Origin of the sequence: Pseudomonas sp. NPDC087804 (assembly GCF_044742965.1) — a bacterium.
GTDB lineage: Bacteria > Pseudomonadota > Gammaproteobacteria > Pseudomonadales > Pseudomonadaceae > Aquipseudomonas > Aquipseudomonas rustica.
Map to the genome: position 1 here is coordinate 89,935 of NZ_JBIUVN010000002.1, position 15,068 is coordinate 105,002.

General features: G+C 58.6%; 14 protein-coding genes. 12 read left to right on the forward strand and 2 right to left on the reverse strand.

Annotated elements, in window-relative coordinates; translation table 11 throughout:
* The first annotated feature begins 38 nt into the window (after positions 1 to 38).
* The 6 genes from ACIOMO_RS07490 (at position 39) to ACIOMO_RS07515 (ending at position 6,968) form a co-directional block, all read left to right on the forward strand.
* Positions 39 to 1,121 (forward strand): glycosyltransferase family 4 protein, encoded by a 1,083-nt coding sequence (locus tag ACIOMO_RS07490; protein WP_053122031.1) that lies wholly within the window; start codon positions 39 to 41, stop codon positions 1,119 to 1,121.
* A 15-nt stretch (positions 1,122 to 1,136) separates the two neighbouring features.
* Positions 1,137 to 2,249 (forward strand): polysaccharide pyruvyl transferase family protein, encoded by a 1,113-nt coding sequence (locus ACIOMO_RS07495; protein ID WP_401239571.1) that lies wholly within the window; start codon positions 1,137 to 1,139, stop codon positions 2,247 to 2,249.
* Complete coding sequence (locus ACIOMO_RS07500) at positions 2,246 to 3,478, forward strand: phosphoribosylaminoimidazole carboxylase (protein ID WP_401239574.1); 1,233 nt, start codon at positions 2,246 to 2,248, stop codon at positions 3,476 to 3,478. Before ACIOMO_RS07495 ends, ACIOMO_RS07500 begins: the two co-directional genes overlap by 4 nt.
* Positions 3,469 to 4,572: a hypothetical protein gene (locus ACIOMO_RS07505; RefSeq protein ID WP_053122025.1), complete on the forward strand. Its 1,104-nt coding sequence runs from the start codon at positions 3,469 to 3,471 to the stop codon at positions 4,570 to 4,572. The genes ACIOMO_RS07500 and ACIOMO_RS07505 overlap by 10 nt, the downstream gene beginning before the upstream one ends.
* 12 nt (positions 4,573 to 4,584) lie before the next feature.
* Positions 4,585 to 5,631 carry an acyltransferase family protein gene (locus ACIOMO_RS07510; RefSeq protein ID WP_401239577.1) on the forward strand — a complete coding sequence of 349 codons (1,047 nt, stop codon included), beginning with the start codon at positions 4,585 to 4,587 and terminating at the stop codon, positions 5,629 to 5,631.
* A gap of 206 nt (positions 5,632 to 5,837) precedes the next feature.
* Positions 5,838 to 6,968, forward strand: coding sequence for a GDSL-type esterase/lipase family protein (locus ACIOMO_RS07515; RefSeq protein WP_401239579.1), 1,131 nt, complete (start codon positions 5,838 to 5,840; stop codon positions 6,966 to 6,968).
* A 121-nt stretch (positions 6,969 to 7,089) separates the two neighbouring features.
* Here ACIOMO_RS07515 and ACIOMO_RS07520 read toward each other — a convergent pair whose 3' ends face one another.
* The gene (locus tag ACIOMO_RS07520) at positions 7,090 to 7,500 is read right to left on the reverse strand and encodes a mannose-1-phosphate guanylyltransferase (protein WP_401239581.1); all 411 of its coding nucleotides are present in this window, start codon (positions 7,498 to 7,500) and stop codon (positions 7,090 to 7,092) included.
* A gap of 35 nt (positions 7,501 to 7,535) precedes the next feature.
* Positions 7,536 to 8,369: a UTP--glucose-1-phosphate uridylyltransferase GalU gene (gene galU / locus ACIOMO_RS07525; RefSeq protein WP_158955768.1), complete on the reverse strand. Its 834-nt coding sequence runs from the start codon at positions 8,367 to 8,369 to the stop codon at positions 7,536 to 7,538.
* A 389-nt stretch (positions 8,370 to 8,758) separates the two neighbouring features.
* On the opposite strand from galU, the gene galE reads away from it, so the two are divergent.
* From galE to ACIOMO_RS07555, 6 genes are all read left to right on the forward strand, one after another.
* Positions 8,759 to 9,775 (forward strand): UDP-glucose 4-epimerase GalE, encoded by a 1,017-nt coding sequence (galE, locus tag ACIOMO_RS07530; protein ID WP_212551151.1) that lies wholly within the window; start codon positions 8,759 to 8,761, stop codon positions 9,773 to 9,775.
* A gap of 233 nt (positions 9,776 to 10,008) precedes the next feature.
* Complete coding sequence (locus ACIOMO_RS07535) at positions 10,009 to 10,245, forward strand: hypothetical protein (RefSeq protein ID WP_007910552.1); 237 nt, start codon at positions 10,009 to 10,011, stop codon at positions 10,243 to 10,245.
* 144 nt (positions 10,246 to 10,389) lie between these two features.
* Positions 10,390 to 11,451: a polysaccharide biosynthesis/export family protein gene (locus ACIOMO_RS07540; RefSeq protein WP_053122149.1), complete on the forward strand. Its 1,062-nt coding sequence runs from the start codon at positions 10,390 to 10,392 to the stop codon at positions 11,449 to 11,451.
* Positions 11,452 to 11,463: 12 nt separating this feature from the next.
* Positions 11,464 to 12,129 carry a YjbF family lipoprotein gene (locus ACIOMO_RS07545; protein WP_159815505.1) on the forward strand — a complete coding sequence of 222 codons (666 nt, stop codon included), beginning with the start codon at positions 11,464 to 11,466 and terminating at the stop codon, positions 12,127 to 12,129.
* A complete protein-coding gene (locus ACIOMO_RS07550; RefSeq protein ID WP_401239587.1) occupies positions 12,126 to 12,887 on the forward strand; it encodes a capsule biosynthesis GfcC family protein in 762 nt (253 codons plus the stop codon). The genes ACIOMO_RS07545 and ACIOMO_RS07550 overlap by 4 nt, the downstream gene beginning before the upstream one ends.
* Positions 12,884 to 14,962: a YjbH domain-containing protein gene (locus ACIOMO_RS07555; protein WP_053122006.1), complete on the forward strand. Its 2,079-nt coding sequence runs from the start codon at positions 12,884 to 12,886 to the stop codon at positions 14,960 to 14,962. The genes ACIOMO_RS07550 and ACIOMO_RS07555 overlap by 4 nt, the downstream gene beginning before the upstream one ends.
* Positions 14,963 to 15,068: the final 106 nt, after the last annotated feature.

Consider the following 15,068-nt stretch of genomic DNA (forward strand, 5'->3'; position numbering starts at 1 on the left):
TTTGGCGATTGTCCTTTCCTGTTTGAAGTGGGTGAGTTGTGAAAAAAATACTGCACGTGGCAGAGACGATCAAAGGTGGCGTCGCGACCGTTATTCGGACGATTTCGGCGTCGCCGGAAGGCGATGCGGCCGACTACGAGTTGGTGTATCTGGTGCCGGAGGATCAGGCCAAAGAACTGCACGGCATCGGCGCGCAACAGATCCGCACCTTCCCGCGTACCGGGCGCAATGTGCCGTCGTTGCTGCGTTTCGCCTGGCGTCTTACGCAAGTGCTGCTCAAGGAAAAACCCGATGTGGTGCATTTGCACAGCACTTTTTCCGGGGTGATTGGCCGCTGCGTCTGCGTGCTGTTGCGTCCGTGGCGCAAGCCGAAAATCGTCTACTGCCCGCACGCGTTTTCGTTCCTGATGGAAAGCTCGCCAATCAAGCAGAAGGTCTATGCGTGGATCGAGCGCGTGCTGCAAAAAGTCACCGACGTGATCATTTGCGTCAGCCAGTACGAACTCGATAAAGCCGCGCGCTTTGGCATCGAGCGCAAACGCATGAAGCTGATCTACAACGGCATTCATCACAAGGACGACGCGCCGAAAGCCGCGAGTCCCGAGCCGATTCATCTGCTGTTTGTCGGCCGTCTCGATTACCAGAAAGGCTTCGACGTGCTGCTCAAGGCCTTCGCCAATGTGCAGCGCAATGACCTGAAACTGACGGTGGTCGGCAGCGCGGTCAACGAAGATTCGGTGGAGTGTCCGCCGATGGATTCGGTCGAATACCTGCCGTGGGTCACGCCGAGCGAAGTGCAGGCGCTGTACCAGAAAGCCGATGCGCTGATTGTGCCGAGTCGCTGGGAAGGTTTCGCCATGGTGCCGCTGGAAGGCATGGCCATGGGGCTGCCGGTGATCGCCAGCAATTGCACCTCGCTGCCGGAACTGGTCACGCACGGCGTGTCTGGCTACGTGTTTCCGTCCGGTGATCACCAGGCGCTGGCCGATGTGCTGGCGCAAATCCAGAAGCCGCGCTTGCTCGATCTCGGCAGCGAAGGGCGCAGCATCGTCCGCGAGCGTTTCAGCGCCGCGTTGATGATTCGCCAGACCTACGACCTGTATCGCGCTCCCACTTTTTAAGTAGAACTCAAGCATATGAACGTAACGATTTTGCATGGCTACAGTGCGTCCAACTCCGGTGACGGCCTGCTCGTCGATCTGGCCATTGCCTTGGTGCAGCGCAACTTTGGCGACGACACCGCGATCAGCGTGGTCGCCTCCGATCCGGATTCTTTCAGCTATCTGCCGCACCCGCGTTTCGACGCGCCGGTCATGGCGGCCAAGGGCCTGGGCCGGGTCAAGCAAGCGGTGTTTCTCAATCAGTCCTACGCCGGGTTGGCGGAGCTGTTGCAGAAAACCGATCTGATCGTCGGCGTTGGCGGCGGCTACATGCGCTCGAAAAGCGCTTTCGAACACATCAAGTTGAAGCTCGGTCACGCCAAGCAACTGGAGACCGCGATCCTCAGCAAAGTGCCGTCGGTGTACCTGCCGCAAAGCATCGGCCCGTTCCATGGCGAGAGCAGCAAAATCGTCGAGCACTACGCCAACGCCGATGCGGTGTTCGTGCGTGACAACCGTTCCTCGGCGATTTTCGATGCTTGCGAAAACGTCTACCGCGCGCCGGATCTGGCGGTGCAATCGCTGGCGAGCAAAATCCTCCAGCAACCGAAGTTCACCCGTTGCGCTGCGGCGCCAGCCACGGTGTGCGTGGTACTGCGCAAACCGCCGGAGTGGAGCAAGGACAAGAAGGTCGCCTACGTGGCCAATCTGAAGTTGCTGCTGCAACGCCTGAAGCAAAAAAGCAAAGTGGTCTGCGCCGTGCAGAGCGCCGTGCGTGGCAACGATGACGGTGCGTTCTATCGCGAACTGGGCATCACTGAAGACCTGCTGTCGTTGAAGGCGACCATCGCCAAATATCAGCCCGATCTGGTGATATCCGTGCGCCTGCACGGCGCGATCGAATCGCTGCTGTCCGGCGTGCCGGCGTACCACATCAGCTATGAGCGCAAAGGCTTCGGCGCCTATCAGGACATGGGCGTCGAGGACTGGGTGATCAATGGCGGCGACATCGATGTCGACACCATCATCAACACGGTTTACGCGCCGAACGCGCTGTCGAATTTCGGCCAGCGCCTGACCGATACCTGCCGTGAAATTGAAGCGAAAACTGTGGCCATGGACGAGATCATCAAGGGTGTCGTTCGATGATATTTCGGCTGCTGCTTCGCGGCGGAGCTTTGGGCGCGAAGTTTTTGCTGGTGTTGGCGATCACTCATTACCTCGGTTATGAGGCGCTAGGTTTTTACGGCGTGGTGGTCGCCGCATCGTTGATCGCCTCGAAGTTTTACAGCGTCGGTTTCAGTTCCGAGATCAATCGCTTGATCAGCGTGGGCGGCAGTTCGCGCCGCGTGGTCGACAAGGTTTTGCTGTTGTACCTGGCGGTGGGACTGGTGCTGTCGGTGGTGACGGTGCTGATTTATTCACTGTTCCAGACCGTTGAAGCGACGGCGACGCTGATCCTCTGCGTGACCCTGGTTTTGCTCACCGAGCACCTGTCGTTCGAGATCAACTCGTTCGTGTTTTCCGCACAAAAAGCCACGGCCGGCGCACTGCTGTTTTTCATCAAGACCGGCCTGTGGGCGGTGTTGGCGGTGGGCGGGATGATGCTCGGCTGGGTGTCGGGGATCGCCAGTGTCTTGTGGTTGTGGGTCGCGGCGAATGTGCTGGTGATTGTCGCCGGATACTTGATTGTGGTGAACGTGCACAAGGGCCGCGACAGCTCGACGCTGGCGACGGGCGCGGTGTGGAAGGCCGGGTTGCCGTTCTATCTCGGTACCGGTTTGATCGCGCTGAGTCAGTACGCCGAGCGGTTCCTGATTATCGATCTGGAGCCGTACGCCAGCCTCGGTAAATATGTGTACGCGTGGTCGGCGGCGAACACCTTGCAAGCCTTGTCGTATGCGGTGGTCGCGGTGGTTGGCATTCCGGTGTTGGCCAAGCGGTTTCAGGCCGATCAGCAGGCGTTTACGGTCAAGCAGTTGTTCGTCAACAAATGGGTGATGCGTTCGCTGGTGGTGTCAGCGGCGGTGGCGGTGGCGATTTATCTGTTCTTCAACGTGGTGCTCGATTACGTCGCCACCAGCGTGCCGCGTCCGGACAATGCGATTCTTGGCGTGTTGATCTTTTCCTTCGCTTTGCGGGCGATTGGCGACATCGTCTGGGGCGGTTTGATTGCCTCGAAAAACAGCCGTGTATCGCTTGCCAGCGCGGCGATCTGCCTGCTGGTTTCGGTGCCGGTCAGCTATGTGTTGATCAAGCACTATTCGATTTATGGCGCGGCATGGGGCAATGTTTTCGCGATCATCGTGCAGCTCGGCGTTATTGCCGTTCTGACGCGCGTGACCGCTGCGAAAAAGGCTGCCGTGTCATGGGCCTGAAGCTGCCGTGCATCGAGTTTCGCGGCAAGCGACTCGATTCGTACGTGTCGTTCCTGATTCTGTTCACCGGGTTGTTTTTGTCAGTGGCCATGCCGCTGCTGATCCCTCGCGATCCGGGCCCGGATGCGATGACCTTGTGGTCGTCCTACGCGCGCGCCGACAACTGCAATTTCTGGAACCCGTTCTCGCCCGATCGCTCGTCCTACGAGTGTTCGGCGTTCCTGCTGCGGCCCACCGGGATCAACCTGACCAATGCCTGGGCCTACGGCATGTTCTGCAATTTCTTCCTCACGGCGATTCCGGTGGTGGTGTTTCGGCGCATGCCGTTGGCGATCTTCGGCACCCTGTGTCTGTGGGGCATCGTCCGCTCCTTTTTCCTTGAGAACCTGACCAAGGAAATCATTGTGTCGGTGGCGGTGTTGAGCATTTTGCTCAGCTCGTTGACGCGCAAATATCGTGGCGGATTCTTTCTGTCAGCGGTGATCTACGGCGTGCTGATCCGGCCGTACTGGATTCTGTTTTCGCTGTCGTGGGTCGGCGTCTGCGTGATGAAAAAGTACGTGTCGCGCACGACTTTCTTCCTGATGTTGTTCCTGTTCTATCTCGCGGTGGCCATGGCGATTCAGCTGGCGCTGGGCTTCCCGGTGTCGTCGATTCGCGCCAGCAACAACGAACTGCGCACGGCGGGCGAGGAGGGCTCGAAGTCGCTGATCGTCTCGTGGCTCACCGGCAGCGACTTCGTTTCGCAGGCGCTGGACTCGATGATCATCTTCTTCCGCTTGTCGTTCCCGGTGGAGCTGATTCTGCTGTCCGGGCCGGGGCAGGTGATCTTCGTGGCGTTGATGATCATGACCGCGCTGCTGCTGTTCAAAGTCATCACTTCGACCGATTACAAAGGCGCGCCGATCCAGACCAAACCCAAGGAACTGATCGCGATTCCGCTGGCGTTTCTGTTGGTGCAGGGTTTGTTCGAGCCTGACTTCGGCTCTTTCGCCCGGCACTTTTCGATGGTGGTGCCGGTGCTGTTCGTGGGGCTGGGCTTGATGCTGCGGGCGAACAAACCGGTGCAGGTTGAATCAAGAATTCTGAATTGAGGCAGGTGCTTTATGTCGAGCAAGAAAAAGTCCCTGGAGATTGAAACCCTGCGCGGTCTGGCGTGCCTGCTGCTGGTGCTTTACCACGTCATCGGGCCGTTGGGAGGTGGGTTGAAGATCGATATCGGCTCGCCGTTCCGGGTGATCGCCGACTCGATGGTGTACGTGCGCATGCCGCTGTTCACCTTTATTTCCGGGTATATCTATTCGATCTACAAAATCCGTGGCAACGACTTTTCCGCGTTTTTCAGCGGCAAGGTGCGGCGTTTGATCGTGCCGCTGTTTTGCGTCGGTGTACCGTTTTCGGTGCTGCAAGCGGTGGGGCCGGGGGTGAACAAGGATGTCGGTGTGATCGACGCGTTGCTGTCGTTCTGGGTGCCGATCAACCACTTCTGGTTCTTGCAGGCGGTGTTCATCATTTTCATGTTCGTCGGGCTGCTGGAGTGGCGCGGGATGCTGCGTTCGGCGACGCGCTTGTATGGGTTGTTCGCGTTTGCGGCGCTGTTGTTTTTGCTGCCGCCGTTCAAGCTCGATGCGTTCGGGATTAATGGCGCGATCTACCTGCTGCCGTTTTTTGTTGCGGGGATGATCGGGCAGGAGAATGTCGAGGCGCTGAAGCAACGGTTTGCGATGATCGGGCCGGTGGTGTTTGTGCTGATTTCGCTGACGTTGCTGTATGTGGCGGCGCTGGATCGTGAGCTGATTGTTGATCGCCGTAGCTTGATCGGTTTGACGGTGGGGTGTGTGTCTTGCTTTGCGTTGTTGTCGAGTGGCATGCGCTCGAAGGCGTTGACGTGGTTGGGTGGGTATTCGTATGCGATTTTTCTGTTTCATGTGCTGTTTGCGGCGACGTCGCGGGTGGTGCTGGGGCGGTTGGGTGTGAAGGATGAGAGCTTGTTGGTACTGGGTGGGTTGAGCGTTGGGCTGCTGGGCCCGGTGGTGTTGTCGATGGTGTTCAGCCGGTTTAATTTCACCTCGGTGTTGTTTCTTGGTGAGCGTGCGGCGACTAAGAAACCTGTGGCGGTCATTGCCCCGGTGGTGCCGGTTCAGAATAGCTAAAAGCTTCGCGAGCAGGCTCGCTCCCACAGTGGATATCGAGATCTCCTGTAGGAGCTGCGGCACGCTGCGATCTTTTGCTGTTGCTTCTAAAGAGCAAAAGATCGCAGCGTGCCGCAGCTCCTACAGGGGATTTGTGTATGACGCCGATCCAGTGTGGGAGCGGGCTTGCTCGCGAAGGGGCCCTTACGGACGGAAGGAAATTTTGCATGTTGGCAGTGAATGACGCTCAACCCGTTGCAGCGTCGGTGGTTGAGGTGGGCGACGCGCGTGAGCGGTTTGCGCAGTGGCGTGAAGGCAAGGCCGGCAAGGTGTTGTCGGTCTCGGTGATCGGCGACAGTTACAGCGCCGGCCAGGATTTCTATCTGAACAAACTGGTGCAGCGCGTGGCCGGGGAAGTAGGTTTTGCCGGGCCCGGCTATATCGGCTTCAATCACGGCGCCGCGCTCGGCGGCACGCATTTCAAATACACCCGCAGCAGTGAAAAATACTTCGGCGGGGACTGGACGGTTTCAGGTCTGGGCCAGGCGAGTCCGGACAGCCGCACGGTGAAGGGCCGGCCAGGTGCATGGCTGCAAGTCGACGCCAGCCCGACACCGGCGATCAACACCGCCGTCAATCAGGCTAAATTGCTTTACCTGGGCAATGGCGAACCTGCCGAGATCCGCTATCGCTGGTCACCCTCAGAAGATTGGCAGCCGATGACGTTGGCAGGTTCTGGCGTTCAGGAAGCAACCCTCTCGGGCCTTTCGGCAGCAGCGGACTGGTCGTTCAAACTGGAAGTTACCAAAGGCACGCCAACCCTGTTCGGCCTGTGGATGAGCAGCGATCAGAACGGCGTGCGCGTCTCGAAACTCGCAGCGTCCGGCGCTGCATCCGCTGACTTCTATCACAACGATGCGCAATGGCAGACCCAGTGGAAAGCCGCCGTGTCGAAGATCCCTGCCGATGTTTACCTGATCATGCTCGGTGGCAACGATCAGGGCTTTGGCGTGAAACCCGCGCAGTATCTGCAGAACGTTCAAGGTCTGGTGGGCATGCTCCGCGAGATTCAACCGGCGGCGAGTATCAACCTGATCATGCGTCAGGACACCACGCGTTCGAGCGCTTATCCGATGTCGGCGTATGCGCAGGTGCTTGAGCCTTGGGCGCGGGAGCAGCGGTTGGGTTACGCCAACCTGCAATGTGCATTCGGCCCTGACGTGAAGCGCTACGCTGCTGCGATGATCGGCCCGGACAAGATTCATCCGCTGCCGGCAACGGGCGGGAAGGTGATTGCGGATTACTTTTATGGCTGGATCACTGGCGCCAACAATCGCTGCGATGCCGCCCCACAATGATCGTTCCCACGCTCTGCGTGGGAATGCATCCTGTGACGCTCTGCGTCATTCGGCGTAGGGACGCGGAGCGTCCCGGGCGGCATTCCCACGCGGAGCGTGGGAATGATCAGCAGGGGACAGTTCAGGCGTCGGTGAAGGTGTCGATCTGATCGAGCAATTCCGCAAGCTTCTGCGGCATCAACCGTGCATCACAACGGGTTTCCACGTTGATGATGATCGCCGGGTCGTTGCAGCAAATCCGCACGCGGAAGCGCCAGTCGCTGAAGATCACTTTCAGCCCATCACTGTCATCCACCTCCAGCGCCTGCTCGCCATAGCGCTTCTTCAAATGCGCGAGCAGCGGATACGGATCGCGCAGCGGCCGGCGGATATCCCCGGACGCCGGGAACACGCCAATCCGCTCCACCAGCAAAATCGTGCCCAGCCAGGTTTCGTTGGCGCTGGGCAACGGCTGATGGCGTGACAACCAACTCATCACCCCGAGGTTGCCCACCTCGCGTTCAATCTCTACGGAATGTTGTGCAATGTTCATGGTGGCCTGCCTGAAATGAATAGGAGGGAGCCGTCTCAGCGGCCCTTGAGGTAGACGTTTTCGTAGCAGAAATTGGTCGCCTGCAAGTAACCCTCGGCGTCGCCGCAGTCGAAGCGCAGGCCTTTGAACTTGTAGGCCAGCACACAACCGTTCTGCGCCTGTTTCATCAACGCGTCGGTGATCTGGATTTCGCCGCCCTTGCCCGGTTCGGTATCGGCGATCAGGTCGAAAATGTCCGGCGTGAGGATGTAGCGACCGATGATCGCCAGGTTCGACGGTGCGTCTTGCGGCGCCGGTTTTTCCACCATGTTGTTGACGCGGTAGATGCCGTCGGAAATCAGCTCGCCGGCGATGACGCCGTACTTGTGGGTCTGGTCGGCCGGGACTTCCTGAATCGCGACGATCGAGCAGCGGAATTTCTTGTACAGCTGAATCATCTGCGTCAGCACGCCGTCGCCTTCAAGGTTCAAGCACAAGTCATCGGCCAGTACCACGGCAAACGGCTCGTCGCCAATCAAGGGGCGGCCGCTGAGGATCGCGTGGCCCAAGCCCTTCATTTCCACCTGACGGGTGTAGGAGAAGGTGCAGGTGTCGATCAGCTCGCGAGTGCCGGCCAGAAACTTCTCTTTTTCGGTGCCGCGAATCTGATGTTCAAGTTCGTAGCTGATATCGAAATGGTCTTCCAGCGCACGCTTGCCCCGGCCGGTGACGATGGCCATGTGTTGCAGGCCAGCGTCCCGTGCTTCTTCAACGGCGTATTCGATCAACGGCTTGTTGACGATCGGCAGCATCTCTTTCGGCATGGCTTTGGTGGCCGGCAAGAAACGCGTGCCGTAGCCGGCAGCGGGGAACAAACATTTACGAATCATAAAAGTATCCTGGACAGTCATGGAACACAGGCGACGCATGCAGGCCATAACGTCGGTCTGCAAGTTTCAATGATGATTGAAGGCTTACTTTAATACCTGAGTCAGGTTATTAATGGCAATTGTTCATGAGGATAAAACCCGACAATGTTATGAGATGTCGGTGAGTGCGTGATTAGTTATTTTTAGTCGGTATCTGTTGATAGTGATTCGTGCACTTGCAGTGCTAATAAGTAGCGGGCAATACAGTGTGACCTGCAAAAATATTTATTGCCAGTCATTGAACTAGTTTTGTTTTCGGTTGTTGTCGTTCGTTTGTGTGGATTGCGACACATATTCATGCAGTCGGGCTTGACACGCTACTTGGCATTTATCAAATGACGGATCGCGCCATGAAGATTCTCGTGACCGGCGGTGCCGGCTATATCGGTTCGCATACCACACTTGCGTTGCTGGAAGCAGGTTATGAAGTTGTTGTGCTGGATAATCTTTGCAACAGCAGCGATGCGGCGTTGCATGCCGTAGAAGCCATCTGCGGCAAGAGTGCCTGGATGATTCGCGGCGATGTCTGTGATCGGGCCTTGCTCGACCGGATTTTCCGCGAACACAACATTGAGGCCGTGCTGCATTTCGCCGGTCTCAAGGCTGTCGGCGAAAGCGTGCGCAAGCCGCTGGAGTACTACGAAACTAACGTCAGCGGCAGCATCACGCTGTGTCAGGCAATGGCGGCGGCGGGGGTATTTCGTCTGGTGTTCAGTTCGTCCGCCACGGTGTACGGCGAACCCGAGCAGATGCCCATTCGCGAAGATTTTCCTACCGGCAATCCGACCAATCCCTACGGCCAGTCCAAGCTGATCGTCGAGAACGTGTTGCGCGACCTCAGCCAGGCCGAACCGCGCTGGAGCATCGCTTTGCTGCGCTACTTCAACCCGATCGGCGCCCACGACAGCGGGCAGATGGGCGAAGACCCCAACGGTATCCCCAACAATCTGGTGCCTTACATCAGTCAGGTCGCGGTCGGCAGCCTTCAAGAGTTGTCGATTTTCGGTAACGACTACCCGACGATCGATGGCACCGGGGTGCGCGATTACATCCATGTGGTCGACTTGGCGGACGGCCATCTGAAGGCGCTGCAATCGATTGCCGGACGCACTGGCATTCACACCTGGAACCTCGGCACCGGCGACGGCTACAGCGTCCTGCAAGTGCTCCATGCCTTCGAACTGGCCTGCGGGCAACCGGTGCCGTACCGGATGATGCCGCGTCGTTCCGGCGATATTGCCGAGAGTTGGGCCGACGCCTCCAAGGCTGCCAAAGAACTTGGCTGGAAAGCCACGCGCAGTTTGCAGGACATGGTCACCGACACCTGGCGCTGGCAATCCACGCATCCCAATGGTTACTTGGGATGATGGCCATTTAAAGTCCAATGTTATTTTCAGTCAGGTTGTTAGATTCCGTCGGGAAATTACACTGGCAATGCCTTTTGCAAGTCCGTAGATATAAACCTGCCGTTCGACTTTTATCAGTTGGGTAAGACTGTGAAAGAACAACGGATCTTGTTCGCGCTATTTGCGAGCTTGAACGCTACCACCTCTAACACACGCCGGTTTTTTAACAGGCTGAATGTTAGAAAGGAGTTGTTATGAAAAAAGTGATGGCAGTTGCCCTGTTGACGATGTTGAGCAACTGGGCTGCCGCCGCTGAAGCACCGCTTACTGCGGTGACCAATGTAGGTGGCAACGTGGCGGCTTCTCAAGCGCCGGCAGCCAGTACTGCAATGGTCGCCAGTGCAGTCGCGGCGTCTAACAGCGGTGGCAGTGCCAACGGCGGTACCACCGGTACAACGGGTACCACCGGTACAACCGGCACGCATAACTAACAGGAAGTTCTGTTAGTGCAGTACAAGGTCGCCCGACGTGAGTCGGGTGACTTTGTTTTTGGATTCGCCCTTGAATAGCGTAGTGCCATTATGACTCGTAGTGTTTATCTTTTAATGTTGGCAAGTCTCGCTTTGCAAGGTTGCATGTTTTCCCCCGGTCAATACCTGAGCACCCAGGACATCACGCGTCAGGGTGCCAGTGAAAGCAGCCGGGTCGAGCTGATTCCGATCACGCCCAAGCTGATTGCCATGAACCGCGCCACGCAGAAACGTGAGTCGCTGCCGGCAGAGTTGTTGGCGACGCCCGCGGAATACCGCATCGGCAACAACGACGTGCTGTACATCACCGTGTGGGATCACCCGGAACTGACCGCACCCTCCGGCGCGCAACAACAGATCGATGCCAACGGCCGCCTGGTGCGCTCCGATGGCACGCTGTACTACCCGTTTATCAAGGAAGTTCAGGCCACCGGCCGGACTATCCAGCAACTGCGCTCGGACATCGAACAACGGCTGTCGGCGTTCATCGCCGAGCCGCAGGTCGATGTCGCGGTGTTGCGTTTCGCCAGCCAGAAAGTCGTGGTCACCGGCGCCGTCACCAAGGCTGGCCCACAAGCGATTTCCACCAACCCGCTGAGCGTGGTCGAAGCGCTGGGCACTGCCGGCATCGACACCAACAATGCCGACTTGTCCGGGCTGCTGCTCAACCGCAAGGGCCGGGTGTATCCGCTCAATCTGGATTCGCTCAATCAAGCGGATTCCGAGTTGCAGAACGTCTACCTCAAGGGCGGCGATCAGCTGTATCTGCCGTACAACGATAACAAGCGCATCTACGTGATGGGCGAGGTCAATCAGCCGCGCGCGTTGAGCTTCAAGACCGCGACGATGAACCTTTCCGACGTACTCGGTTCGGTCGGCGGCTTGAGCCAGACCACCTCCAACGGCAACGCGGTGTACGTCATTCGCGGCGTGGAAAACCTCGATGTCGAGCCGGCAAAAATCTATCAACTCGAAGCCGAATCGCCGACCGCCATGGCGCTCGCTTCGCACTTCGAAGTGCGTCCTCAGGACGTCGTGTATGTCGGCCCTGCCAACGTGACTCGCTGGAACCGTCTGATCAGCCAACTGGTGCCGTCGGCATCGATTGTCGGCACCGGCGCTTCCGCTGCGAAGAACTGGAGCGAATACAGCAACAACAGCAAATAAGGCCGCCCGTCCGTGAAAATATTGAAAATCGGCGTCTGCCTGATGGCGGCCGCGTTGCTGTGCGGCTGTAACCCCCTGATGAGCGCGTCGCTGAACAACTTGAAGGCCGCGGTCGTCGGCCCGGATGAAGTCGAGGTGACGCCCGCCGAAGTGGCCGGGGTCAATTACCCGCAACTCAAACTGACCACACCGTCCGGCTCTGGCGTTTTGGCGTTGGTGCGCGAGCGTGAGGATCTGCAGTTCTGGGTTGCCTCCGGCAAACAAGTGTTGTTGCTGCGCGATGGCCTCGCCGTGCGCAGCATTGGCCTTGGTCTGGAAGGCGATCTCGATGGCACACGCCTGGCTGACAACTCGCCGTTCAAACGAGGCCTGCATCAAGTGCCGGATGGTTTTACCACGCGGCGCTGGATCGATCTCTACAAGGGCCAGGAAGTGGGGGTGATCGTCAACAGTCGCTTCACCCGCCGCGCCACTGAAACCCTGACCATTCTGGACAAGGACTACGCCGTGCTGCGTGTCGACGAGCAGATTGATGCGCCGGCCATTGGTCTCAGTGCGACCAACCGTTATTGGGTCGATCCGCGTGACGGTTTCATCGTGCAGAGCGAGCAGCAACTCACTTCGCAACTGCGTGTGAAACTCGTGCAACTGACCCCAGATCGCAGGCATCTGCCGTGAAGCGCCTGAGGGTTTTTTCCGCTTTTTTGCTGTTGATCGCCAGTGCGAGTCAGGCCGCCGTCACCGTCAGCGGCGATGTGGCCAACCCGGGCCCGGTCGAGTTGCCGGCGGGTGGGCGTTTGCTCGATGTGATCAGCGTTGCCGTACCGAATGCCGAAGGTTATTGGCTGGCGGGCGGCTTGCTGCGCCAATCGCTGATTGAGCAACAGACGCGGCTGAAGGTCGGCGTGCTGTTTGATCTCGATGTGCTGCGGCGCATGGCGTTGCTCTTCGACAGACCGAGCCGGGCGGCGCTGGCGCAGCGTGTTGCCGACGAGGTTCGGCAGATGCCGGTGACCGGGCGGCAGATTGCCGATCTCGATCCGGTGGCGCTGGAAGTCGGCTTCGCCCGCAACATCCGTCTCGACGATGGCGATCGGCTGATCTACCCGACGCGCGTCGATGAGGTGGAAGTGGTGGGCGCTGTCGACGCGCCGTGTCACCTGCCGTATCAGCCGTTGCAGGAAGCTCGCGAGTATCTGCAAGGCTGTGCGATTTCCAGCGATGCCGAGGCCGATTATCTGTGGCTGATCCAGCCCAATGGCGCTTCGCAGCGCGTCGGCATCGCGCATTGGAATCGCGAGTCCGGGCACTTTCCCGTGGCCGGCAGCAAGATTCTGGTGCCGCTGAAAAATGATGATCTTGATCCGCCTATCCCTGAGCTGAATCAGCAGTTGGCCGAATTTATTGCCACGCAGCTGGCCGAGGTGGTTCGTTGAAGTTACGTTTTGCAGCTGTGTTGTTATTGCCCTGTGGTCTGGCTCATGCAGAGCCGCGCATTACCCAGAATGACTTCGGCGGCGCCGGTCTGTGGCAGACGCCGACCGCACGCATGGCCCCGGCCGGCGAGTTGAGCGTCAACGCCAACCGCACCGATCCGTACAGCCGCTACAGCGTTTCGTTGCAGCCGCTGGACTGGCTCGAAGGCTCGTTTCGCTACACCGCGATCACCAACCGGCCGTACGGCTCTGAGGCCCTCAGCGGCAGCCAAAGCTATAAGGATAAGGCAGTCGACGCCAAAGTCCGGCTGTGGCAAGAGAGCCACTGGGCGCCGGAAGTGGCGCTGGGCTTCCGAGATATCGGCGGTACCGGTTTGTTCTCCAGTGAGTTTTTCGTCGCCAACAAACGCTTCGACAATTTTGATTTCAGCGCCGGCATCGCCTGGGGTTACATCGGTAATCGCGGCGACTTCGACAACCCGTTGGGCTTCGCCAGTGATCGCTTCAAAACCCGTCCGGAAACCGAAGGCACCGGTGACGTCAACGCGGGTTCGTACTTTCGTGGTCGGCCTTCGCTGTTCGGCGGTGTGAGCTATCAGACGCCGTGGGATCGTCTTAGCCTGAAGCTCGAATACGAAGGCAACGATTACAAGAACGAGCCGAAGGACAACGAGATCAAACAGGACTCGCCGATCAACCTCGGCGCAGTGTTCAAAGTCACTGATTCGATCGACCTCAGCGCGGCGTGGGAGCGCGGTAATACGGCGATGTTTGGCGTGACTTTTCACACCAATTTCGTCAGCCGCAAAGCGCCGGCGAAAACCTACGACCCGACCCCGGAACCGCTGCCGGCGAAGGCACCGACCACGTCGATGGAGCAGGTTGACTGGGCCAACGTCTCGCAGCGTTTGCAGCAGAATGCCGGCTACAAAGTCGAGCGCATTGCCCAGCGCGATTCCGAGCTGATCGTGTATGGCGAGCAGCAGCGTTACTTCCATTCGTCCAAGGCAGTCGGGCGTGCGAGCCGGATTCTCGATAACAGCGTCAACGACGATATCGACTGGTTCACCGTGGTCAACAAGCGCTACGACTTGCCGCTGGAAGAAACCAGCGTGCCGCGCCAGACCTTCCGCGAAGTGATCAACAACGAGGAGCCGTTGCAGTCGCTGCACCGCACCACCGAGATCAACCCGGCGATGCCGCACAACGAGAAAACCCTCTACACCGAGGCGCCGCAGCATTTCAGTTACGGCGTCGGTCTGGGCTTCAAACAGAACGTCGGCGGCCCGGATGGTTTGCTCTATCAATTCAGCGCCGATGCCGACGCCGAATATCGCTTCAATCGCAACACCTGGTGGAGCGGTCTGCTCAGCGCCAATCTGGCGAACAACTTCGACAAATTCACCTACGACGCACCGAGCGGATTACCGCGTGTGCGCACGGATTTGCGCCAGTACCTGACCACCTCCGATGTGACCATGCCGCTGTTCCAGGTCAGCCATGCCGAGCAGTTGGATAAAGACCTCTACGGCATGGTGTACGGCGGTTATCTGGAGTCGATGTTTGCTGGCGTGGGCGGGGAGGTGCTGTTCCGCCCGACCGGTGAACGCTGGTCGGTGGGCGCGGATCTGAACTGGGTGCGCCAGCGTGATTTTGATCAGGGTTTGGGTTTGCGTGATTACTCGGTGGTGACCGGGCATATCACCGGTTACACGGATCTGCCGTTTGATACGTTAGCAGCCGTCAGTGTCGGTCGTTATCTGGCGGGGGATTGGGGCGGTACGGTGGATATCTCGCGAGAGTTTTTCAACGGCGTGCGCTTTGGTGCGTGGGCGACGATCACCACGGCCAACAGCGCGGAATACGGTGAAGGTAGCTTCGACAAAGGCCTGTACCTGTCGATCCCGTTCGACGAAATGATGAGCATGTCGACCATGCGCCGCGCCAACCTGGTGTGGGCCCCGTTGACCCGAGACGGTGGCGCCAGACTGAGCCGCAGCTTCCAGCTGCACTCGATGACGGATAGCCGGGAAGGGGACATGTTCTATCGCAACTTCGAGAAAATCACCGAGTAACCCGTGATCTTTGTAGGAGCAGAGCTTGCTCGCGATAACGTCGGCACATCCAACATTGATGTTGCCTGACCCACCGCTTTCGCGAGCAAGCTCGGCTCCTACAAGG

Coding starts and splice junctions, on each gene's coding strand:
- ACIOMO_RS07495 (WP_401239571.1), top strand. CDS start 1,137: ATGAACGTAACGATTTTGCATGGCTACAGTGCGTCCAACTCCGGTGAC.
- ACIOMO_RS07500 (WP_401239574.1), top strand. CDS start 2,246: ATGATATTTCGGCTGCTGCTTCGCGGCGGAGCTTTGGGCGCGAAGTTT.
- ACIOMO_RS07505 (WP_053122025.1), top strand. CDS start 3,469: ATGGGCCTGAAGCTGCCGTGCATCGAGTTTCGCGGCAAGCGACTCGAT.
- ACIOMO_RS07510 (WP_401239577.1), top strand. CDS start 4,585: ATGTCGAGCAAGAAAAAGTCCCTGGAGATTGAAACCCTGCGCGGTCTG.
- ACIOMO_RS07515 (WP_401239579.1), top strand. CDS start 5,838: ATGTTGGCAGTGAATGACGCTCAACCCGTTGCAGCGTCGGTGGTTGAG.
- ACIOMO_RS07520 (WP_401239581.1), bottom strand. CDS start 7,500: ATGAACATTGCACAACATTCCGTAGAGATTGAACGCGAGGTGGGCAAC.
- galU (WP_158955768.1), bottom strand. CDS start 8,369: ATGATTCGTAAATGTTTGTTCCCCGCTGCCGGCTACGGCACGCGTTTC.
- galE (WP_212551151.1), top strand. CDS start 8,759: ATGAAGATTCTCGTGACCGGCGGTGCCGGCTATATCGGTTCGCATACC.
- ACIOMO_RS07535 (WP_007910552.1), top strand. CDS start 10,009: ATGAAAAAAGTGATGGCAGTTGCCCTGTTGACGATGTTGAGCAACTGG.
- ACIOMO_RS07540 (WP_053122149.1), top strand. CDS start 10,390: ATGTTTTCCCCCGGTCAATACCTGAGCACCCAGGACATCACGCGTCAG.